This is a genomic window from Stenotrophomonas maltophilia R551-3 (assembly GCF_000020665.1).
Lineage (GTDB): Bacteria > Pseudomonadota > Gammaproteobacteria > Xanthomonadales > Xanthomonadaceae > Stenotrophomonas > Stenotrophomonas maltophilia_L.
Map to the genome: position 1 here is coordinate 3,178,397 of NC_011071.1, position 20,792 is coordinate 3,199,188.

A 20,792-nucleotide genomic window follows, 5' to 3' on the forward strand; every position below is an offset into this window, starting at 1 on the left:
CGACAGCTGGGTTCGGGGAACCTCCTCAAGCAGCACGCACGGAGGCTCCCTATCGTTTCCCGGTTTTTTTGCCCAGGGTCACGCGCGCGGCCATTGCCGCGTCAGCGTTGATCGCGCTTGGCATGCGCGATGGGGCGCCGTCCAGGCCAAGCCCGGCAAGCAGATTATCCACCGCCAGCTGTACCATCGCCGTGCGCGTGGCCAGCGAGGCACTGCCGATATGCGGGGTCAGCACCACGTTGCTCAGCGCCAGCAGTTCCGGACGCACCGTCGGCTCGCCTTCGTACACATCCAGGCCGGCCGCAGCGAGGCGGCCGTTGGCCAGTGCGTCGACCAGTGCCAGTTCGTCGACGATGCCGCCGCGGGCGATGTTCACCAGCGTGGCCGTCGGCTTCATCTTCGCCAGTGCAGCTGCATCGATGATGTGATGCGAGGACGGCGAATACGGCAGCACCGTGATCAGGTGATCGGCCTGCGCCAGCAGCGTATCCAGATCCACATACGAAGCGCCGACAGCGGCCTCGGTGTCGGCCGGCAGGCGCGAACGGTTGTGGTAAAGCACTTTCATGCCAAAACCGTGCGCACCGCGGCGGGCGATCCCCTGGCCGATGCGGCCCATGCCCAGGATGCCCAGCGTGCTGCCATGGATGTCGGCGCCGAGCATGGTCTGGAACGACCACTGCTGCCACTGGCCCTCGCGCAGCCAGCGCTCGGACTCGGTGATGCGGCGCGCGGTGGCCATCAGCAGTGCGAAGCCGAGATCGGCGGTGGTTTCGGTCAGGACGTCCGGCGTGTTGCTGGCCAGGATGCCGGCCGCGCTGAGCGCGTCGACGTCCAGGTTGTTGTAGCCGACCCCGACATTGGCGATCACCTGCAGCTGCGCGGCATCGGCCAGCTGGGCCGCGCCGATGCGCTCGTTGAGGGTGATGATCGCGCCGTCGGCGCTGGCCAGTTGTTCGGCGATCTGGTCCGGCGACCAGGCGGTGACGGTGTCGGTGCTGCGCAGCTGCACGCGATCGCGCAGCGGCGCGATGGCCGCGTCGATCAGCGGCTGGCTCACCCACACAGTCGGCCGCGTGTCAGCCATCGAACTGACCAGGAATACGCGGGGTGATGGTGCCGACGTCGCCGCACTGCGCACGGTGGCGCAGGGCCTGGTCCATCAGCACCATCGCCACCATCGCCTCGGCGATGGGCGTGGCGCGGATGCCGACGCAGGGATCGTGGCGACCGGTGGTGACCACCTCAACCACGTTGCCGGATGTATCCAGCGACGGGCCGGGCAGACGCAGGCTGGAGGTCGGCTTGAGCACGATCGAGGCGACCACCGGCTGGCCGGTGGAAATGCCGCCGAGGATGCCGCCGGCGTGGTTGCTGGCGAAACCCTGCGGGGTCAGCAGGTCACGGTGTTCGGTGCCCTTCTGCACGGCGCTGGCGAAACCGTCGCCGATCTCCACGCCCTTGACCGCGTTGATGCTCATCAACGCAGCGGCCAGGTCGCCATCGAGCTTGCCATAGATCGGCTCGCCCCAGCCGGGCGGCACGTTGTCGGCGACCACGTCCACGCACGCGCCGACCGAATCACCGGACTTGCGCAACGCATCCATGTACGCCTCCAGCTCCGGCACCTGCGCGGCGTGCGGCCAGAAGAACGGGTTGTCTTTCACCGCCGACCAGTCGAAACCGGCCGGGGTGATCTCGCCCAGCTGCGACAGGTAGCCGCGCACGGTGACGCCGAAGCGCTCGGCCAGCCACTTCTTGGCGACCACGCCGGCGGCCACGCGCATGGTGGTCTCGCGTGCCGAAGACCGGCCGCCGCCACGCGGGTCACGGATGCCGTACTTGTGCCAGTAGCTGTAGTCGGCATGGCCCGGGCGGAACTGCTGGCCGATATTGGCGTAATCCTTGCTGCGCTGGTCGGTGTTGCGGATCAGCAGTGCGATCGGAGTGCCAGTGGTCAGGCCCTCGTACACGCCGGACAGGATCTCGACCTCATCGGCCTCGCGGCGCGCCGAGGTGTGCCGGCTCTTGCCGGTGGCGCGGCGCTGCAGGTCGTGGGCGAATTCGGCCGCGTCCAGCGCCAGCCCCGGCGGGCAGCCATCGATCACGCAGCCGATGGCCGGCCCGTGCGATTCGCCGAACGTGGTGACGGTGAACAGCTTGCCGAACGAATTGGAGCTCACGAGCGCTGCGCCGCCAGTTCGGTGATGCGCGCGCTGTGGGCAATCAGCTCGCGGCATTCAACCGCGAAGATGCCCATCTGGCCGACCTTGAACTCGATCCAGGCGAAGTCGACTTCCGGCAGCAGCTTGATCAGATGCTGTTCGGACTCGCCTACTTCACAGATCAGCAGGCCGTCTTCGCTCAGGTGCAGCGGGGCGTCGCGCAGGATCTTCAGCACCAGGTCCAGGCCGTCGTCGCCGGCACGCAGGCCCATGTCCGGCTCGTAGGAGTACTCCTGCGGCAGCGCATCGGTCTCGTCGTTGGTGACGTACGGCGGGTTGGTGACGATCAGGTCGTAGTGGCGGCCGGTCAGGCCGTTGAACAGGTCCGACTTGAGCAGGGTGACGTTGTGCGCCTGCAGGCGCTCCTTGTTCTCGGTGGCCAGCGACAGCGCGTCATCGCTGAGGTCCACGCCATCCACTTCCCAGTTCGGGTAGTAGTGACCCATGGCGATGGCAATACAGCCCGAACCGGTGCACAGGTCCAGCGCACGGCTGACATCGCGGCCGGCCAGCCACGGCTCGAAGCCGCACTCGATCAGTTCAGCGATCGGCGAGCGCGGCACCAGGGCGCGCTTGTCGCTCTTGAAGCTCAGACCGGCGAACCAGGCTTCACCGGTCAGATAGGCGGCCGGCATGCGCTCGTCGATACGGCGCTGGAACAGTTCCAGCACGCGCACCTTCTCTTCCTGCAGCAGGCGCGCCTGGCCGTAGGCCGGGCCCAGATCGTGCGGCAGGTGCAGGCTGTGCAGCACCAGCTGGGTCGCTTCATCCAGCGCGTTGTCGTAGCTGTGGCCGAAGGTCAGCCCGGCAGCGTTGAAACGGCTGGTGCCGTAGCGGATCAGATCGATGATCGTGTGGAGTTCGGCGGCCGTTTCAGCGGTCATGGCGGTACTGCGGGCAAAGTGGCCCCCGATTATAGGGGCTGGCGCCCGTGGCGGCATCCGTTGCGGCAGAAACGATCGGGCCACAGCCGGTATGATGGAGCCCACTTCGCGCGGGGGCTCCCATGTTCAATCGCAACGCCGGCATCATCCTGCTGATCGCCCTGGCGGCGGGTCTCGGCCTGCTGGCAGCCCAGCAGGTGTTCGCGCCGAAGCCGCCGGCCAATGCCCCGGCCACCGAAGCGATCACGCTGTACCCGCAGGCGCGCGAACTGCCCGACTTCAATCTGGCCCAGTCCGACGGCACCCGCCTGATCCCGGGCGAACTGAAGGGTCACTGGACCCTGGTGTTCCTGGGCTTCACCTTCTGCCCCGACGTCTGCCCGACCACCCTGGCCGAGCTGGCCGGCGCGCAGAACCAGTGGGAAGCCCTGCCCGACAGCCTGCGCCCGCGCGTGCTGTTCATCTCGGTCGACCCGGACCGTGACAGCGCCACCCGCCTCGGCGAGTACGTGCACGGCTTCCACAAGGACACCCTGGCCGCCACCGCCGACGTTCCCTCGCTGGAGCGCTTCGCCACCTCGCTGGGCTTCGTGTTCCAGAAGGTGCCGGGCAAGCATTTCGACGAGAACCCCGAGGATTACACCGTCGAGCATTCGGCCAGCCTGGCCGTGCTCGACCCGCAGGGCCGCCTTGCCGGCCTGGTGCGGCCCCCGTTCAACGCGCCGGCCATTGCCCGCGACCTGCAGAAGCTGACCGAGAAAACCGCCCCATGAGCCTCACCACCGCCCTGACGTACGCCCTGCCCCACCGCCTGCTGTCCTCGATGGCGCGTTCGCTGGCGTACTCGGACGATCCGCGCGTGTCGCGCTGGCTGATCGACACGGTCACCCGCAAGTTCAACGTCAACCTGGACGAAGCGGCCAACCCGGACCCGCGCAGCTATGCGACCTTCAACCAGTTCTTCACCCGTGCGCTGAAGCCGGGCGCGCGCGTGGCCGATGCCGATCCGCGCAGCCTGGTGATGCCGGCCGACGGCCGCATCAGCCAGCTTGGCAGGATCGAGGCAGGCCGCATCTTCCAGGCCAAGGGCCAGTCGTTCACCGCCGCCGAACTGCTTGGCAGTGACGAGGATGCCAAGCCGTACAACGACGGCCTGTACGCCACCGTGTACCTGTCGCCGCGCGATTACCATCGCGTGCACATGCCGTGGACCGGCACCCTGCGCGAAACCGTGCACGTGCCCGGCCGCCTGTTCAGCGTCGGCCCGGCCGCCGTCAACGGCGTGCCGCGCCTGTTCGCGCGCAACGAACGCCTGGTCTGCCATTTCGACACCAGCTTCGGCCCGATGGTCAGCGTGATGGTCGGTGCGCTGCTGGTGTCCGGCGTGGAAACCGTGTGGAGCGGCGAAGAAATTCCGGCCTACGGTGACCGCATCACCCGCAAGGATTACCGCGGCCAGGGCATCCAGCTGGAGCGCTTCGCCGAGATGGCGCGCTTCAACTACGGTTCGACCGTGATCGTGCTGCTGCCGCCGGGCGTGGCCGAATTCGCCCCGCAGCTGGGTGCCGAAAGCCCGGTGCAGCTGGGCCAGGCCCTGGCGAAACTGCGCTGACAAAAAGGGGACGGAGGGGATCAAGTCGTTTATGCATAAACGACTTGATCCCCTCCGTCCCCTTTTTCCACAACGGAATGCCGGCCAGCGGCCGGCACTACCGTACGCGCGCTACTGCAGGGCCGGGGCGGGGCCGACGTCCATGCCGTCGTAGTCTTCCACGCCCTTCTCCGCGGCCAGCGCCGCGAACGCCTGGTTGCGGCGGTCCAGCGAGGCTTCGTCGTGGATCTCCACGCGCTCCACGTGCAGCACGTGGAACGGCGCACCGCCCTCTTCCGGCTCCTGCTCGAACAGTTCGACGAAGCTGTAGCCCTGCGCCTGCAGATGATCCGCCAGTGCCTGCAGCGGCTCGGCGCTGGAATGGACGAAGAAATACCCCCACAACAACGGGCCGTTGATGTCCCAGTCGGTGTTTTCGCGGAGGTTGGCGAACAGGTTGCGGGTGTCTTCGAGGTCCATGCGGGTTCCAGGGGTCGTGGGGGATTACTTGTCGCAGCCCTGCAGCTTCAGCGTATGGCCGTGGCGCAGGCTGTAGGCCGGGGCTTTCAGGCCGTTGGCGCGGGCCAGGGTCGGCACATCGCACTGGAATTTCGCGGCGATGGCGCCGAGGGTTTCGCCCTTGCCCACCTTGTGGCTGCGCACCGGCTTCGGCCGCGCAGCCGGACGTGGCGTGGCCACCGGCGCCACCGGTGTGGTCGGCACGCTGGTGGATGCGGCCGCATCAGCCACCGGCACCACGCCGCCCACGGCCACGCTGCCGGTGTAGCTGGCAGCGGTCGGGCGCACGATCGCGGCATTCAGATCGGCGGTGATCAGGGTGCGGGCGAGGTCGGCACGCGGGCCGCTGACGCAGTTGCGCTGGTACAGGCCGGCAATGCGGGTAGTGGCGTTGATCAGCGTGCCGGCCGGAATCCAGCCATCAGCTTCATAGCGCGGGTTGAGATTGCGCAGCGCGCGCATGTAGCCATCGCGGGTGCCATGGCTGCCCAGGCAGATGGTCAGTTCATAGATCGTGGTGGATCGCGCCAGGCGGATGGTGGCCGGCTGCGCGCTGATCTTCGGGAACTCCACGCCGTACTGCTGCGGGTGCAGGAAGATCCACGCCGCGGCGATCACCATCGGCACGTAGTCCTTGGTTTCGCCGGGAAACTGGTTGTAGACGCTGTCCACCCAGAAGCTCTGCCCCGGGTACTGCTTGTAGACGCGCGCTGCGCGGCCTTCGCCGCCGTTGTAGCCAGCCAGCGACAGTTCAACGTTGTTGTTGAGCTCGCGCATGCGCTCGTTGAGGTAGGTGGCACTGGCTTCTGCAGCACTGCGTGCATCGAAGCGGGTGTCGAAACCGGTGCCATCCGGGCCCAGGCCGAAGCGGCGGCCAGTGGCCGGCATGAACTGCATCAGGCCGGCGGCACCGGCACGCGAAGATGCGTGTACGCGACCATTGGATTCCTTGGCCATGATGCCGAACAGCAATGCCTCGGGCAGGCCGCGCTTTTCCCACTCCGGCCACATCACCGCGCGCAGGTTCTGGTAGTTCTCGTAGGTGGTCATCAGCGCCGGGCGCATGTCGGTCAGCCAGCGGCGGATACCGGCCTGTACCGCCGGGTTGTACTCCACCATGCTGTCGAAGGCGTGCCGCTTGTCGTTCAGCAGCGCAGCGGCGCGGGCCGCCTCGGGCACGTCGGCGGTGAGCGGGCCGATATGGTCGGGGTCGGCTTCCAGGCGGTCGCCACCTTCATCGGCCACGTCATCGCTGGCAGCCGCATCGGCATCATGCTTGAGCAGGCGCTTGTAGCTGGCCAGCAGGGTGCCCATCTGGCAGCCCTTCTGCTTCACGCAGTCGTTGAGGACATCTTCCATGTCCTCCAGCGCAGCATCGGCCTCGTTGCTGCCCTTGGGGTCGGCATTGGCGACCAGCAGCAGGGCATCGCTGTAGCGCTTCTCGGCGGCGGTCATGCGCTGCTGCAGCGCATCCACCTTCACCTTGTCCCGGGCCGAGACCCGCTGTGCATGGGCATCGGGTGCCAGGGAAACCAGGCCGGCCAAGGCCAGCAGCGGCCAACCGCGGGAAATCAGGACAGGAACGGGCATTGATGGCACTGTGTGCGAAACAGGCAGGCAGAGTAGCGGCGCCGCCAAGGTCCGGGCAAGCGGACCTTCGGACCGTCACCGCCGGCGGTTAACATTGGGCTATTCACCACAAGGGCTGGACCATGGATCCGATTCTGCTCGGCAAAGGCATCACCGACGATGTTGCCGTCACCCTGCTGCCGAAACTGGGCAACCGTCACGGCCTGGTGGCCGGCGCCACCGGTACCGGCAAGACCGTGACCCTGATGACCCTGGCCGAGGGCTTCTCGCGGCTGGGCGTGCCCGTGTTCCTGGCCGATGTGAAGGGCGATGTGTCCGGCCTGGCCGTGCCCGGCACCGGCGCCGAGAACCTGCTCGCGCGCGCCGCCGAGATCGGCGTGGCCGATTATGCGCCGGCCGCAAGCCCGGCCATTTTCTGGGACCTGTACGGCAAACTCGGCCACCCGGTGCGCACCACGGTCAGCGAAATGGGCCCGACCCTGCTGTCGCGCATCCTCGAGTTGAACGACACCCAGGCCGGCGTGCTCGACATCGTGTTCAAGCTGGCCGACGACCGTGGCCTGCTGCTGCTGGACATGGACGATCTGCGCGCCCTGCTCGGCCTGGTTGCCGAGGAACGCAAGGACATCTCCACCGAGTACGGCCTGGTCAGCGCACAGTCGATCGCTGCCATCCAGCGTTCGGTGCTGCGCCTGGCGCAGGACGGCGGCGAGAACTTCTTCGGCGAACCCGCGCTGGAACTGGCCGACATCATGCGGGTCAATCACGACGGCCGCGGTGTGATCGGCATCCTGGCCGCCGACCAGCTGGTGCTCAAGCCCAAGCTGTATTCCACTTTCCTGCTGTGGCTGCTGTCGGAGCTGTTCGAGCAGTTGCCGGAAGTGGGCGACCTGGACAAGCCGAAGCTGGTCTTCATCTTCGACGAGGCACACCTCCTGTTCGACGATGCACCCGCCTCGCTGGTGCAGCGCATCGAGCAGGTGGTGCGGTTGATCCGCTCCAAGGGCGTGGGCGTGTACTTCTGCTCGCAGTTCCCGGACGACGTGCCGGGCAACATCCTCGGCCAGCTGGGCAACCGCGTGCAGCATGCACTGCGCGCGTTCACCCCGCGCGACCAGAAGGCGGTCAAGACCGCCGCCGAAACCTTCGTGCCCAATCCGAAACTGGATGTGGTGAAGGTACTGAGCCAGCTCGGCACCGGCGAAGCGCTGGTTTCCACGCTGCAGGACAAGGGCGTGCCGATGCCGGTACAGCAGACGATGATCGCACCACCGCGCTGCCGGATGGGGCCGATCACCGAGGCCGAGCGCGCCCAGGTGCGTGCCGGCAGCCCGGTCGGTACCCGTTACGACACGGCGATCAACCGCGAATCGGCTGCCGAACTGCTGGCACAACGTGCGCAGAAGGCGGTTGAGAAAGCAGAGGCCCCCGCTGCCCGCAGCCGTGAGCAGGACGAGGCGCAGGAAGGTGGTTTCGGCCAGTCGATCAAGGACGCGATCTTCGGCACCAAGCGCCGCCAGGGCATGATCGAGACCATGGCCAAGCAGACCACGCGCACCGTCGGCACCAAGCTGGGCAACCAGATCGTGCGCGGCATCCTGGGTGGCATTTTCGGCGGCAAACGCTAGCTGCCCCTGCTGGGGTCAGAGCCCTTTCCTGCGGAAAGGGATCCGACCCCACGCCCCCCCACCGCTCCCCTGAAAAGAAATCGCACCACATGTCGCGTTGGCGTCCCCCTGCAGAAAAGAGCACCGCACTGATCACCGCCTCCGGCCATGCACGGCTGAAGGCTGAACTGGATGAGCTATGGCGTGTGCGGCGCCCCGAAGTGGTGAAAGCACTGGCCGCGGCGGCTGCGGAAGGCGACCGTTCGGAAAACGCCGAGTACACCTATCGCAAGAAGCAGCTGGGCGAGATCGACCGCCGCGTTCGCTACCTGACCAAGCGGCTGGAATCGCTGCGCGTGGTCGATACCACGCCTACCGATCCGCAGGCGGTGTTCTTCGGTGCCTGGGTGGAACTGGAGAACGTGGACAGCGGGCAGACCAGCCGCTACCGCATCGTCGGCCCGGACGAGACCGATGCGGGATTGGGCTGGATCAGCATCGACTCACCGCTGGCACGGGCACTGCTGAAGAAACGGCTGGATGATGAATTCTCAGTGGAGCTGCCGAGCGGGCCGCACACCTTTGCGGTGATCGGGGTGGAATACGAGCCCCTGTAGCGTCGAGCCAAGCTCGACTGCGCTGCCGTTGTAGAGCCGAGCCCATGCTCGGCTGCGTTTGCCCATCAGCCGAGCATGGGCTCGGCTCTACAACGGCAACAGCGCCAACGGCGGCGGATACGCGCGGCCGGCACGCAGCGGGCGGAAGTAGCCGGTATCTGCGTAGAAGGCTGCATCCTGCACCTCGTACCAGCCCGGAATACCAGCCAGCGGCAGGGGCCGCAGTTGCAAGGGATCCGTCAGTACCCCGCCCTCGTTGATGGCCCTCGCGACGGCATCGACACACTCCGCATCGGCATCGCCGTGCACCACCACGCACTTGCCCACCAGCCGGCGCCCGGGCAGCAGCGCCTGCTCCATCAATGCATGGCCGAATACCGCAGCGATGGCGATGTCACCGCTTTGCCAGTACGCCGGTTCGAACAACGCGCGCCAGTCATGCGCATCCCACCCGGCCAGCAATGTCTCATCGCGCATACGCACGATCACGCCGGTCTCGTCGAACTGGGTCAGCGCGGCCTGCGCGCGGTTGCGCTGGCCTGGCGGCATGGACTCGATATGCAGGCACTGCCGCGCATTGAGTGCGTGTTTGAGTTGCCGATGGCGTGCCCACACCAGCGCATTGAACAGGTCGTGCCAGTTGTCGGCGCGGGTGGCGATGCGCCCCTGTGCGATGCGGGCTTCGTAGTGCAGGCCGTCGGCCAGCAGCGTGGCATCCTGCTCGACCAGGCGCAGTCCCGACAGCCCCAGCCGCGCATCCAGATCGGCAATGGCAGGCCACTCGCGGCCAGCCAGCAGGTCATGGAAGTCCTTCAACCCGGCAAACAGCGGGTGCTCGAAAACAGTAGCGTCGACCGCCGCACGCGGCGGCGGCATGAAGCGGCGCAGGCCGCCCGCTGTGGCAGCGGCCTGCGCGAAGGTCACAGCACCTTGAGGTCGAGTGCCGGGCGGGCTGCAGCCGGCAACGCATCGCCGTACAGATCGTGGTCGTCACTCTCGGTGATTTCCACGTCGACGAACTCACCGACGCGCAACGCCACCTGGTCGGCATTCTGGATGTGCACCAGGCCATCGATCTCCGGGGCATCGGCCTTGGAACGGGCCACCGCGATATCGCCTTCGATGGCGTCGACCAGGCACTGCTGCACGGTGCCAATTTTGGCTTCCAGGCGTGCGGCGGAAATCTGCGCCTGCTTCTCCATGAAACGGGCCAAGCGCTCCTGCTTCACCTCTTCCGGCACCGCATCGGGCAGGTCGTTGGCGGTGGCACCCTCGACCGGCGAATAGGCGAACGCGCCGACGCGGTCCAGCTGCGCTTCGTCCAGGAACGACAGCAGCTCCTCGAACTCGGCCTCGGTCTCGCCGGGGAAGCCAACGATGAAGGTCGAACGCACGGTGATGTCCGGGGCGATACGGCGCCAGTTCTGCACGCGCTCCAGGGTTTTCTCGACCGCACCGGGGCGCTTCATCAGGCGCAGGATGCGCGGGCTGGCGTGCTGGAACGGAATGTCCAGGTACGGCAGGATGCGGTTCTCGGCCATCAGCGGTACCACCTCGTCCACGTGCGGGTACGGGTAGACGTAGTGCATGCGCACCCACGCATCCAGCTCGGACAGGCCTTCGCACAATGCCTTCAGACGGGTCTGGTAGGCCTTGTCGCGCCACATCTTCTCGGCGTACTTCACGTCCACGCCATAGGCCGAGGTGTCCTGCGACACCACCAGCAACTCACGCACGCCGCCTCGCACCAGGCGCTCGGCTTCACGCAGCACCTCATCGACCGGGCGCGAGACCAGCTTGCCGCGCATCGATGGAATGATGCAGAAGCTGCACTTGTGATTGCAGCCTTCGGAAATCTTCAGGTAGGCGTAGTGGCGCGGGGTCAGCTTGATGCCGTAGTCAGGCACCAGATCCACGAACGGGTCGTGCTTGGGCGGCAGCGCTTCGTGCACCGCCTCCATCACGCTCTGGTAGTCCTGCGGGCCGGACACCGCCAGCACGTTCGGGTAGGCCTCGCGGATCTGTTCCGGGCGCTTGCCCAGGCAGCCGGTGACGATGACCTTGCCGTTCTGGTTCATCGCCTCGCCGATCGCGTCCAGCGACTCGGTCACCGCCGAATCGATGAAGCCACAGGTGTTGACCACCACCACGTCGGCCGAATCGTAGGACGGGACGATGTCGTATCCCTCGGACCGCAACTGGGTGAGGATGCGCTCGGAATCGACAAGGGCCTTCGGGCAGCCAAGGCTGACGAAGCCGACTTTGGGGTTCAGCTGGGACATGGAATCGCGGGACTCTGGGGGCCTGGGCCCCTGCCGGCATGGCAGGGGGACCTGGGGGCCGGGGCCTGAAAGGGCGCCAGTATACCGGGGTTGGCGGCCGCGCTCTGAACCCCCAGCCGCCTGATCGGGCACAGCCGCTGACACCGCGCTAACCCGCGCAGCATCGACAATGCAGCCCTGTTCCCCGCAACGAGGTAGAAACGATGGCCGAGTGGATCACCCTGGATACGCATCACGGCCCGGTACGCGCCTGGCAGGCCCTGCCCGAGGGCACCCCGCGCGGCGGGCTGGTGGTGGTGCAGGAAATCTTCGGCGCCAACCCGCACATCCGGGGCGTGGCCGAGCGCTTTGCCGCCGAAGGCTATGCGGTGCTGGCGCCGTCGTTCTTCGACCTGGTCGATGGCACCGATGCCGATCCGGACGCCCTGCCCTACGACGCCGACGGCGTGAAGCAGGGCCTGGAACGGGTGACCGCACTGGGCATGGAGAAGGCATTGGAGGTGGTCCGTGCCGCAGCGACCCGGCTGGCTCCCTACGGCAAAGTCGGCACGATCGGTTACTGCTGGGGCGGCAGTGTCGCCCTGCTGTCCGCGCTGCGCCTGGGACTGCCGTCGGTCAGCTACTACGGTGCGCGCAACGTCCAGTTCCTGGATGAGACGCCAAAGGCCCCGGTGATCTTCCACTTCGGCGCCCAGGACAAGAGCATCCCGCCGGAAGCCATCCAGGCCCATCGCCAGAAGCTGCCGCAGATGGCCACCTACGTCTATCCGGCCGATCACGCCTTCAACCGGGAGGTCGGACATGCGTATGATCCAGACAGCGCCACCCTGGCGCTGCAACGCACCCTGGACTTCTTCTCGGAGCATCTTGGATGAGCGATTTCGAACTCGATTCACGCCTGGCCACCGATAGCGTGCTGGTGGCGGAAGGACCGTTGTCGCAAGTGCGGCTGATGAACGACGAACGATTCCCCTGGCTGGTGCTGGTACCGCGCCTGGCCGGGGTGACCGAGTGGATCGAGCTGGACGGCGAGCAGCAGGACAAGCTGCGCACCGAGCTCAACCGCGCCTGCAAGGCCCTGCACGGTTCCGACGGGGTGGAGAAGATCAACATCGGCGCGCTGGGCAACATCGTGCGCCAGCTGCACTTCCACGTGATCGGCCGCCATGACGGCGATCCGGCCTGGCCGGGACCGGTCTGGGGCAGCGGCCCGGCGCACCGCTACGAGCCGGCCGCGCTGGACCAGCATGTCGCCTACTGGAAGGAACGGCTAGGATATCCGGCCCAGTCCTGAGCCGTTGCCGACCGATGCGATTCAACCTCGTTGCCGCCGTCCTGCTGATCCTGATCGGGCTGTTCATGCTCGCCAGCAACCTGGGCTGGACCCACCTGAACCTGTCCAAGCTGCTGCTGACCTGGTGGCCGGTGGCGCTGGTCGGCGTCGGCATCGCGATGCTGTTCGGTCGCGGCAAGTAAGGTAGCGCCGGGCCAAGCCCGGCGAGCGCAGCGCGCGGCCCCACAAACGGAAACGCCGGGCATGGCCCGGCGCTACCGATACGCGTTGACGCAGGCAGTCAGGTACGCGGCAGGGTCACGCCGGTCTGGCCCTGGTACTTGCCACCGCGATCGCGGTACGACGTCTCGCAGACGTCATCGGCTGCGGCCTGGAAGAACAGCATCTGCGCCACGCCTTCGTTGGCGTAGATGCGCGCCGGCAGCGGCGTGGTGTTGCTGAATTCCAGGGTCACGTGACCTTCCCATTCCGGCTCCAGCGGCGTCACGTTGACGATGATGCCGCAGCGCGCGTAGGTGCTCTTGCCCAGGCACACCACCAGGGTGTCGCGCGGAATGCGGAAGTACTCGACGGTACGCGCCAGCGCGAAGCTGTTCGGCGGAATGATGCACTCGTCACCGACGATGTCGACGAAGCTGCCCGGATCGAAGTGCTTTGGGTCGACGATCGTCGAGTTGATGTTGGTGAATACCTTGAACTCGCGCGAGCAGCGCACGTCATAGCCATAGCTGGAGGTGCCGTAGCTGACGATGCGTTCGCCGTTGGCCTGCTTGACCTGCCCAGCCTCGAACGGCTCGATCATGCCGTGCTGCTCGGACATGCGGCGGATCCAACGGTCACTCTTGATGCTCATGCTCTGTCCTGGGGAATACGGGGGGCGCGAGGATTCTAGCAGGGGCCCGGGCATCGCCGCCGGCCCCTGCCCCAGCGCTTACAGCAGCGACGACAGGATCGGGATCGAGGCGCGCGGGCGCTTGCCCACTTCCTCGATCAGGCGCTGCGCAGCATGGCGATAGGCCTGCGCCGGCGCCGAATCCGGCTGGGCCACGGTGATCGGGGTGCCTGCATCGCCCTGCTCACGGATGCCGATCTGCAGCGGCAGCGAGCCCAGCAGCGGCACGCCGTACTGCGCGGCCATGCGCTCGCCGCCACCCTCGCCGAACAGGTGCTCGACGTGCCCGCAGCTGCTGCAGGTATGCACCGCCATGTTCTCGACGATGCCCAGCACCGGCACCTCCACCTTCTCGAACATCTTCAGTGCCTTCTTCGCATCCAGCGTGGCGATGTCCTGCGGCGTGGTGACGATCACCGCGCCGGCCAGCGGAATTTTCTGGGTCAGGGTCAACTGGATGTCACCGGTACCCGGCGGCAGGTCGATCAGCAGGAAGTCCAGATCGTCCCACAGGGTATCGTTGAACAGCTGGGTCATCGCCGAGGTGGCCATCGGACCGCGCCAGATCATCGGCGTGTCCTCTTCGATCAGGTAGCCGATCGACATGGTGTCCACGCCGAATGCGCGCAGTGGCTCAATGCTTTTGTTGTCGGGGCTTTCCGGGCGACCGGACAGGCCCAGCATGGCCGGCACGCTAGGGCCGTAGATGTCCGCATCGAGCACGCCGACGCGCGCGCCCAACTGCTGCAGGGCCACTGCAAGATTGACTGCAGTGGTCGACTTGCCAACCCCCCCCTTGCCCGAGCCGACCGCGATCACGTTGCGGATGCGGGCATGCGGCGTCAATCCCTTCTGGACCTGGCTGGCATGGGGACGGCGAGGAGAACTGTTCACAACGGGCACCGGCAGATCAGGAGTGAGAACCCAACATCATACAAGCTGGACCTAACCTGACTGAAATTCAGGATTGCTACAGATTCGTGCACAGATTGTTAAGTTCATGTTACGTTCGTAGAGCACTGTTTTGGGCTGCGGGGCTGGCTTTCCAGCGCGCACGATGGCGCATGCGCAGTGCCGTTTTTGTTATTTGCTCTTTATTGGAACTACATGAACTACGTAAGCAACACCGCACGTCGCAACACGCTCGCCGTCGCCCTGATTTCCGCCCTGATGGCCGCCGCCCCGGCAATGGCCCAGGACAAGGCGACCAACCTGGACAAGATCACCGTCACCGGTTCGCTGATCCCGCAGACCCAGGTTGAAACCCAGACCCCGGTGATGTCCATCACCGCCGAAGACATCCAGACCCGCGGCTTCAGCAGTGTTGCTGAAGTGCTGCAGCAGTCGTCGCTGACCACCGGCGGCCTGCAGGGCGGCCAGACCTCGGGTTCATTCACCCAGGGCGCCGAAGCCGCCGGCATGTTCGGCCTGAATCCGGGCTACACCAAGTACCTGATCAACGGCCGCCCGATGCTCTCGTATCCGGCGCTGTACAACGGCAGCGAAACCTTCAACAACATCAGCGGCATTCCGATCGACATCGTCGAGCGCATCGAAGTGCTGCCGGGCGGCCAGTCCTCGCTGTACGGCTCGGACGCGATCGCCGGCGTGGTCAACATCATCCTGAAGGAGCGCATGGACGGCGGCACGATGACCGTCCGTGGTGGCACCTACACCGAAGGTGGCGGCAGCAACATCCGCTTCAGCGCCGCCAAGGGCTTCAACGCGTTTGACGACCGCTTCCACGCGCTGGTCAACGTGCAGATCGAAAACGGCAGCCCGATCTGGGGCTACCAGCGTGACATCACCAAGCAGACCAACCCGGTCGGCTACACCGCCCAGGTGCCGTCGAACGACTTCGCCGTCATCACCAACGCTGACAACAAGCTGTTGATGATGGACCCGACCCGCTGCGCCAATGTCGCGGGCCTGTACGACGGCACCACCGTGGTCGGCCAGCGCCCGTCGGGCGAATCCTGCGGCTCGGTGTACAGCGCCGGCTACAAGACCCTGAAGAACGGCAAGAACAGCGGCCAGTTCTACTCGTCGATGACCTTCGACGTGAACGACAACTTCCAGCTGTTCGCCGACGTGCTGTACAGCAAGGAAAAGACCGAGTTCACCTCCGGCTCCAGCGCCCTGTGGTGGGGCACCAAGTCGGTCATGGGCGGTTTCTACGACCAGGGCCTGGGCAAGGTCGTGAACCTGCAGCGCGCCTTCGCGCCGGAAGAAATCGGTACGGGCGACTACAACAACATCCTGAACTCCGATGAGAGCCGCGCCTACCAGGTCACCCTGGGCGGCAAGGGCATGGTCGGCGATTGGGATTACAGCGCCAGCTTCACCCGCGGCGAGTACCGCCTGGACCAGAACCGCTTCGTGCGCTGGAAGGACAAGATCGAAGACTTCTTCGGCCAGACCGTGCTGGGCCCGCGCCTGGGCACCCACACCGACCCGAAGGATCCGACCGCCCAGTTCGGCATCTACAGCCCGAACTACGCTGCCTTCTACTCGCCGATCACCCCGGACCAGTTTGCCAGCTTCACCGGCTACGGCACCCACCGCAGCAAGACCTGGCAGAACCTGGGTCGCGTGCAGGTGACCAACGGTTCGCTGTTCAGCCTGCCGGGCGGTGACGCCGGCCTGGCCGTTGTGCTGGAAGGTGGCAGCGAAGGCTGGGACTATTCGCCGGATCAGGCGTTCGTCGACGGCAACGTGTGGGGCACCACTGCCGTCGCCGGCGCCGGTCACCGCAGCAACTATGCGGTCACCAGCGAACTGCGCATGCCGCTGCACGACAAGCTGACTGTCAGCGCGTCGGGCCGCTATGACGCCTTCAAGATCGCCGACAAGACCGTCGACAAGGCCACCTACAGCATTGGCCTGGAATTCCGTCCGATCGAGAGCCTGCTGCTTCGCGGCAAGTACGGTACCGCCTTCCGCGCACCGACCCTGTCCGATGCCTTCCAGGGCATGAGCGGCTCGTACGCCTCCAGCCAGAACGACTACTACCGCTGCAGCCAGCTGGGCTACGGCCTGCGTGACGAGGCCTGCTCCTTCTACAAGGGCACCTCGGTGTACAGCGAAAAGTCCGGCAACCCGGACCTGAAGCCGATCACCGCCGATGTGTGGAGCGCAGGCGTGGTGTGGGCCCCGGTCAGCAACTTCTCGCTGTCGGCCGACTACTACAACTGGAAGATCAAGAACGAGGTCAAGACCCTCAGCAGCGATCAGCTGCTGCTGGCCGAGTACCAGTGCCGCAACGGCCTGCCGAACAACACCTCGGCCAGCTGCGGGAACGTGACCGACTGGGTGTCCCGCGATGCCGGCGGCAACCTGACCCGCGTGTACACGCCGAAGCTCAACGTTGCCAGCCAGAACCTGGAAGCGGTGACCGTGGCGGCCAAGTACCAGCAGGATATCGGCCGCTTCGGCTCGCTGATGTTCTCCGGCAACTACACCAACATGCTGAAGCGTGAAGTTCAGCCGATGCCGGGTGCCGCCAAGCTCGACCTGCTGAGCGATCCGTACAACATGTGGTACTACGACAACTTCGCCAAGGTTCGCGGCGATCTGTCGGTGGCATGGAACATCGCCAAGTTCACCACCACTGTGTACGCCAACTACGTCGGCAGCACCCCGAACTACCTGGCCTACACCGGCCGCAGCTACGGCTATGTCCACTCTTCCGGCGCCAAGGCCGGCAAGTGGGGTTCGTACACCACGTACAACCTGAGCATGAACTACCAGGCGCAGGACGATCTGGTCCTGTCGCTGATGGTCAACAACGTGTTCAACAAGCTGCCGGAAGGCCAGCGCTACAACTACCCGGGCAACGAATCGACCCCGTTCAACGACGGCTTCTACAGCGTCTACGGCCGCCAGATCTCGGCCCAGGTCAAGTACAACTTCTGATCCCGTCGTTTTCCGGACCTTGTGTCTGGACCAGGCCCCGCTTCGGCGGGGCCTTTTTTTTGGGGCGGAGCGGTCACCGAAGTGACTACTCGTCCGAATTCAGCATTCAGACACATTGGAGCGACCACAAAAAATTCACTAGAATTCAATGACATGCAACTCCAGAACGCAACAAAAGCTGAAGCGGACAGCATTTCCGCAACAATTTGATGACTCCTCAATGAACGTTTGACAGCATCGGTTAATGTCGTGTTAATCTCGAGTTACCGGCTTGTGAAGCCGGTGCAGACCGGGGGCAGCACGCTGCCGACACCGGGTCAGGGGCACACGGAGACGCCCGCAAGGCAATGTCCCCGGTGTACGACGCAATCATTGGATTCAAGGGGATTTCAGATGATCAATCGCAAGTCGCTCGGCAGGCATCCGCTGAGCTTTGCCCTCGCTTCGGCCGTGCTGCTCGTCGCAGCCGCTCCGGCGCTCGCCCAGGACGCAGGCTCGACGCAGACGGCACAAGACACGCCGAAGGAAGCACCGAAGTCCAAGGCGACCAACCTGGACACGGTGACCGTCACCGGTTCGCGCATCAGCCGCGACGTGTTCAACTCGGTTTCGCCGGTGCAGGTCGTAACCCGTGAGGAAACCACCCTGGCGGGCTTCAACTCGACCGCCGCCGCGCTGCAGAGCAACAGCGTCACTGCGGGCAGCGCACAGATCAACAACTCCTTCGGCGGCTACGTCACCAATGGCGGCCCCGGTGCCAACACCCTGTCGCTGCGTGGCCTGGGCGCCACCCGTACTCTGATCCTGCTCAATGGCCGCCGCGTTGCACCGGCAGGCTCGCGCGGCTCGGTCGGCTCGGCCGACCTGAACGTGCTGCCCAGCGCGATGGTCGACCGCGTGGAAATTCTGAAGGACGGTGCTTCGTCCATCTACGGTTCGGACGCTGTGGCCGGCGTTGTCAACATCATCACCCGCAAGAACGTCGACGGTGTTGAGGCCGAGTTCCAGCACAACGCCACCGAAAGCGGTGGCGGCGACGAAACCCGATACTCGATCGTGTTCGGCAGCACCGGCGAGCGTTCGCACTTCTCCGGCTCATACGAGCACTACCGCCGCAATGAAATGACCGTGGGTGATCGCAGCTGGGCCAGCTGTCCGACCGACAACCTGCGCGACATGACTGTGGGCAACTACTTCGGTAGCGGCGACTACATCGATCCGACCACCGGCAAGTCGAAGTGCTTCACGCTCGATTCCGGCGGCGTGACCATCAATACTCTGGGAACTGCCACCTTTGGTGGATTCAACCGCTGGCGTCCGAATCCCGCCGTCACCACCGGCCGCCTGCCGGGTTATGAGTCTGTCGGCTACTACGACCGCGACACCTTCGATCCGGGCCTGCTGAGGGAATCGCTGGTGTCCCCGGCCACCACTCACACCCTGTTCTTCCAGGGTGGCGTGGATCTGGGCGTGATGGGAGATGCCGAGTTCTACTACGAGTTCCTCGGCAACAAGCGCGACTCCACCCAGACCGGCTACCGACAGCTGTCCTATGACTACTCGGTCGGTAATCCGCTGCTCGGCGACCTGTCCAACCTGCCGGCCTTCGCCCTGCCGACGGAAACGTCCAATGGCAAGAACGTATCGGCCCGCACCTTCATCGGCTTCGGCAACGACCGCAGCAAGCAGTCGGTGGACTTCTTCCGTGCCACTGCCGGCGTGCGCGGCAGGCTCGGTTCGGAATGGAACTATGACTTCATGGTCAGCCACGCCGACTCCGACGCGGACTACACCTTCAACACGTTCCTGACTGATCGCCTGGCACAGAGCCTGAACGTGGTGTCCGACGGCGCCGGTGGCTTCAAGTGCGTGAACCCGGCCAACGGCTGCGTTGCTGCACCGATGCTCAACGCACAGACGCTGGCCGGCAAGCTGCCGTACGAGTGGAAGAACTTCGTCTATACCCCGGTCACTGGCAACACCAGCTACAAGGAATCGACCGCGAACCTGAACGTCAATGGTCCGCTGTTCGACCTGCCGGGCGGTACCGCCGCGGGCGCCTTCGGTGTCGAATACCGCAAGGCCAAGATCGACGATACCCCGAGCATCCACTCGATCAACCGCAACCTGTACAACCTGACCAGCTCCGACCCGACCCGCGGCAGCGATTCGGTGTGGGAAGCCTACGGTGAAATCGAGCTGCCGCTACTGTCAGGCGTCACCGCTGCCGAGGAACTGACCTTCAACGCCTCGGCCCGATACACCGACTACCAGTCGTACGGTTCGGACACCACCTGGAAGTTGGGTGGCCTGTGGACACCGGTCAAGTGGCTGTCGCTGCGTGCGTCCTACGGCACCTCCTACCGTGCCCCGGCACTGTTCGAACAGTTCCTGGGTGCCACCAGCGGCTTCCTGAACGCTTCCAGCGATCCCTGCAATAACTACGGGTCGCGCAATCCGACCAGCCCGCGCTATATCAACTGCGCCTCCCAGGGCCTGCCCACCAGCTTCACCGCGACCAACTCGGTACGCGTGGACTCCATCGGTGGTGGCCTGGTCGGTGCCAACCTGAAGGCCGAAACATCTGACGCGTTCACGGTCGGCCTGGTGTTGCAGCCGGAGTTTGGCAGCGGCTTCGGTGATCTGTCCTTCGCCGTCGATTACTACGATATCGAAGTGGAGAACGGCGTTGCCCAGATGGGTGCCACCTACATCCTGAGCACCTGCTACAACGGCACCACCGGCGACTTCGCCGCCAACAATGGTCTGTGCCGCCTGATCAGCCGTTCGCCCAACAACACCCTGACGGTCCAGAACGGCTATGCCAACCTGGCCACCGACAAGGTGCGCGGCCTGGACTTCACCACCCGCTACGTTCGCGACATCGGTCCGGGCGAGTTCCGCGCCAACGTGCAGGTCTCGCGGTTCCTGGAGCAGTCCGGCAAGGTGTTCGAGGACGATCCGCTGGTTGATGCCAACGGCCGGATCAATAATCCGAAGTTCACCGGCCAGCTGGACCTGACGTACAAGTTCAAGGAATGGCGTGTGCGCTATGGCCTGAACTGGGTGGACAACATGTCCAGCTATGCGTACTACGAGGAAGATCCCGCAACCTCGGCGTACAAGCTGGCCGTGCCGAACTACATCACCCAGGACTTCTCGGTTCAGTACACCGCCGACAAGTGGCAGGCCACCGCCGGCGTGCGCAACTTTGCTGACAAGGAACCGCCGACCATCAGCCCGGGTGCCGGCATCTACAACACCATCGGCAACGCCCCGTTGTACAGTGGCTACGACTACTTCGGCCGTACGTTCTTCGTGAACCTCAGCAAGAAGTTCTAAGCCTGCACCACCAGCCGCCGCCCTTACGGGCGGC

Annotated in this window: 18 protein-coding genes; 9 read left to right on the forward strand and 9 right to left on the reverse strand. The window is 65.4% G+C overall.

Annotated features, from left to right (window positions below):
- Nucleotides 1-49 precede the first annotated feature (49 nt).
- Genes SMAL_RS14535 through prmB form a run of 3 tightly spaced genes read right to left on the reverse strand, consistent with a single transcriptional unit; the run spans nucleotide 50 to nucleotide 3,109 of the window.
- Entirely contained in the window at nucleotides 50-1,087 is a 1,038-nt protein-coding gene (locus SMAL_RS14535; protein ID WP_012511726.1) for a 2-hydroxyacid dehydrogenase, read from the reverse strand.
- The gene (aroC, locus tag SMAL_RS14540; RefSeq protein ID WP_012511727.1) at nucleotides 1,080-2,183 is read right to left on the reverse strand and encodes a chorismate synthase; all 1,104 of its coding nucleotides are present in this window, start codon (nucleotides 2,181-2,183) and stop codon (nucleotides 1,080-1,082) included. The genes SMAL_RS14535 and aroC overlap by 8 nt, the downstream gene beginning before the upstream one ends.
- Nucleotides 2,180-3,109, reverse strand: a complete 930-nt coding sequence (gene prmB, locus SMAL_RS14545; protein WP_012511728.1) for a 50S ribosomal protein L3 N(5)-glutamine methyltransferase — start codon at nucleotides 3,107-3,109, stop codon at nucleotides 2,180-2,182. The genes aroC and prmB overlap by 4 nt, the downstream gene beginning before the upstream one ends.
- A 122-nt stretch (nucleotides 3,110-3,231) precedes the next feature.
- Between prmB and SMAL_RS14550 the strand changes: the two genes are divergently transcribed.
- Together SMAL_RS14550 and asd are read left to right on the forward strand one after the other, a co-directional pair.
- Entirely contained in the window at nucleotides 3,232-3,882 is a 651-nt protein-coding gene (locus tag SMAL_RS14550; protein ID WP_012511729.1) for an SCO family protein, read from the forward strand.
- Nucleotides 3,879-4,721 carry an archaetidylserine decarboxylase gene (gene asd, locus SMAL_RS14555; RefSeq protein WP_006381472.1) on the forward strand — a complete coding sequence of 281 codons (843 nt, stop codon included), beginning with the start codon at nucleotides 3,879-3,881 and terminating at the stop codon, nucleotides 4,719-4,721. Before SMAL_RS14550 ends, asd begins: the two co-directional genes overlap by 4 nt.
- 111 nt (nucleotides 4,722-4,832) lie before the next feature.
- Here the strand turns inward: asd and SMAL_RS14560 are convergent, their stop codons facing one another.
- Together SMAL_RS14560 and SMAL_RS14565 are read right to left on the reverse strand one after the other, a co-directional pair.
- On the reverse strand, nucleotides 4,833-5,180 hold the full coding sequence (locus SMAL_RS14560; RefSeq protein WP_006381474.1) for a ribonuclease E inhibitor RraB: 348 nt from the start codon (nucleotides 5,178-5,180) through the stop codon (nucleotides 4,833-4,835).
- Between the two features lie 24 nt (nucleotides 5,181-5,204).
- Nucleotides 5,205-6,809 carry a transglycosylase SLT domain-containing protein gene (locus tag SMAL_RS14565; protein ID WP_012511730.1) on the reverse strand — a complete coding sequence of 535 codons (1,605 nt, stop codon included), beginning with the start codon at nucleotides 6,807-6,809 and terminating at the stop codon, nucleotides 5,205-5,207.
- Nucleotides 6,810-6,931: 122 nt separating this feature from the next.
- On the opposite strand from SMAL_RS14565, the gene SMAL_RS14570 reads away from it, so the two are divergent.
- Nucleotides 6,932-8,437 carry a helicase HerA-like domain-containing protein gene (locus tag SMAL_RS14570; RefSeq protein ID WP_006381478.1) on the forward strand — a complete coding sequence of 502 codons (1,506 nt, stop codon included), beginning with the start codon at nucleotides 6,932-6,934 and terminating at the stop codon, nucleotides 8,435-8,437.
- A gap of 89 nt (nucleotides 8,438-8,526) precedes the next feature.
- A complete protein-coding gene (gene greB / locus SMAL_RS14575; protein ID WP_012511731.1) occupies nucleotides 8,527-9,033 on the forward strand; it encodes a transcription elongation factor GreB in 507 nt (168 codons plus the stop codon).
- Between the two features lie 87 nt (nucleotides 9,034-9,120).
- Here greB and SMAL_RS14580 read toward each other — a convergent pair whose 3' ends face one another.
- Nucleotides 9,121-9,957 carry a DUF3025 domain-containing protein gene (locus tag SMAL_RS14580; protein ID WP_012511732.1) on the reverse strand — a complete coding sequence of 279 codons (837 nt, stop codon included), beginning with the start codon at nucleotides 9,955-9,957 and terminating at the stop codon, nucleotides 9,121-9,123.
- A complete protein-coding gene (gene rimO, locus SMAL_RS14585) occupies nucleotides 9,954-11,315 on the reverse strand; it encodes a 30S ribosomal protein S12 methylthiotransferase RimO (protein WP_012511733.1) in 1,362 nt (453 codons plus the stop codon). Before rimO ends, SMAL_RS14580 begins: the two co-directional genes overlap by 4 nt.
- Before the next feature lie 203 nt (nucleotides 11,316-11,518).
- Between rimO and SMAL_RS14590 the strand changes: the two genes are divergently transcribed.
- The 3 genes from SMAL_RS14590 to SMAL_RS21135 are packed head-to-tail and all read left to right on the forward strand — an operon-like array spanning nucleotide 11,519 to nucleotide 12,791.
- A complete protein-coding gene (locus tag SMAL_RS14590) occupies nucleotides 11,519-12,190 on the forward strand; it encodes a dienelactone hydrolase family protein (protein WP_012511734.1) in 672 nt (223 codons plus the stop codon).
- A complete protein-coding gene (locus SMAL_RS14595) occupies nucleotides 12,187-12,609 on the forward strand; it encodes an HIT domain-containing protein (RefSeq protein ID WP_006381641.1) in 423 nt (140 codons plus the stop codon). The genes SMAL_RS14590 and SMAL_RS14595 overlap by 4 nt, the downstream gene beginning before the upstream one ends.
- A gap of 14 nt (nucleotides 12,610-12,623) precedes the next feature.
- The gene (locus SMAL_RS21135) at nucleotides 12,624-12,791 is read left to right on the forward strand and encodes a LiaI-LiaF-like domain-containing protein (RefSeq protein WP_005418011.1); all 168 of its coding nucleotides are present in this window, start codon (nucleotides 12,624-12,626) and stop codon (nucleotides 12,789-12,791) included.
- Between the two features lie 98 nt (nucleotides 12,792-12,889).
- On the opposite strand, the gene dcd is transcribed toward SMAL_RS21135, so the two are convergent.
- Both dcd and apbC read right to left on the reverse strand, forming a co-directional pair.
- Nucleotides 12,890-13,462, reverse strand: a complete 573-nt coding sequence (dcd, locus tag SMAL_RS14605) for a dCTP deaminase (RefSeq protein WP_012511735.1) — start codon at nucleotides 13,460-13,462, stop codon at nucleotides 12,890-12,892.
- 78 nt (nucleotides 13,463-13,540) lie between these two features.
- Entirely contained in the window at nucleotides 13,541-14,395 is an 855-nt protein-coding gene (gene apbC, locus SMAL_RS14610; RefSeq protein WP_006381643.1) for an iron-sulfur cluster carrier protein ApbC, read from the reverse strand.
- A 213-nt stretch (nucleotides 14,396-14,608) separates the two neighbouring features.
- Between apbC and SMAL_RS14615 the strand changes: the two genes are divergently transcribed.
- Complete coding sequence (locus SMAL_RS14615) at nucleotides 14,609-17,416, forward strand: TonB-dependent receptor plug domain-containing protein (protein WP_012511736.1); 2,808 nt, start codon at nucleotides 14,609-14,611, stop codon at nucleotides 17,414-17,416.
- A gap of 393 nt (nucleotides 17,417-17,809) precedes the next feature.
- A complete protein-coding gene (locus SMAL_RS14620) occupies nucleotides 17,810-20,758 on the forward strand; it encodes a TonB-dependent receptor plug domain-containing protein (protein WP_012511737.1) in 2,949 nt (982 codons plus the stop codon).
- Nucleotides 20,759-20,792 lie beyond the last annotated feature (34 nt).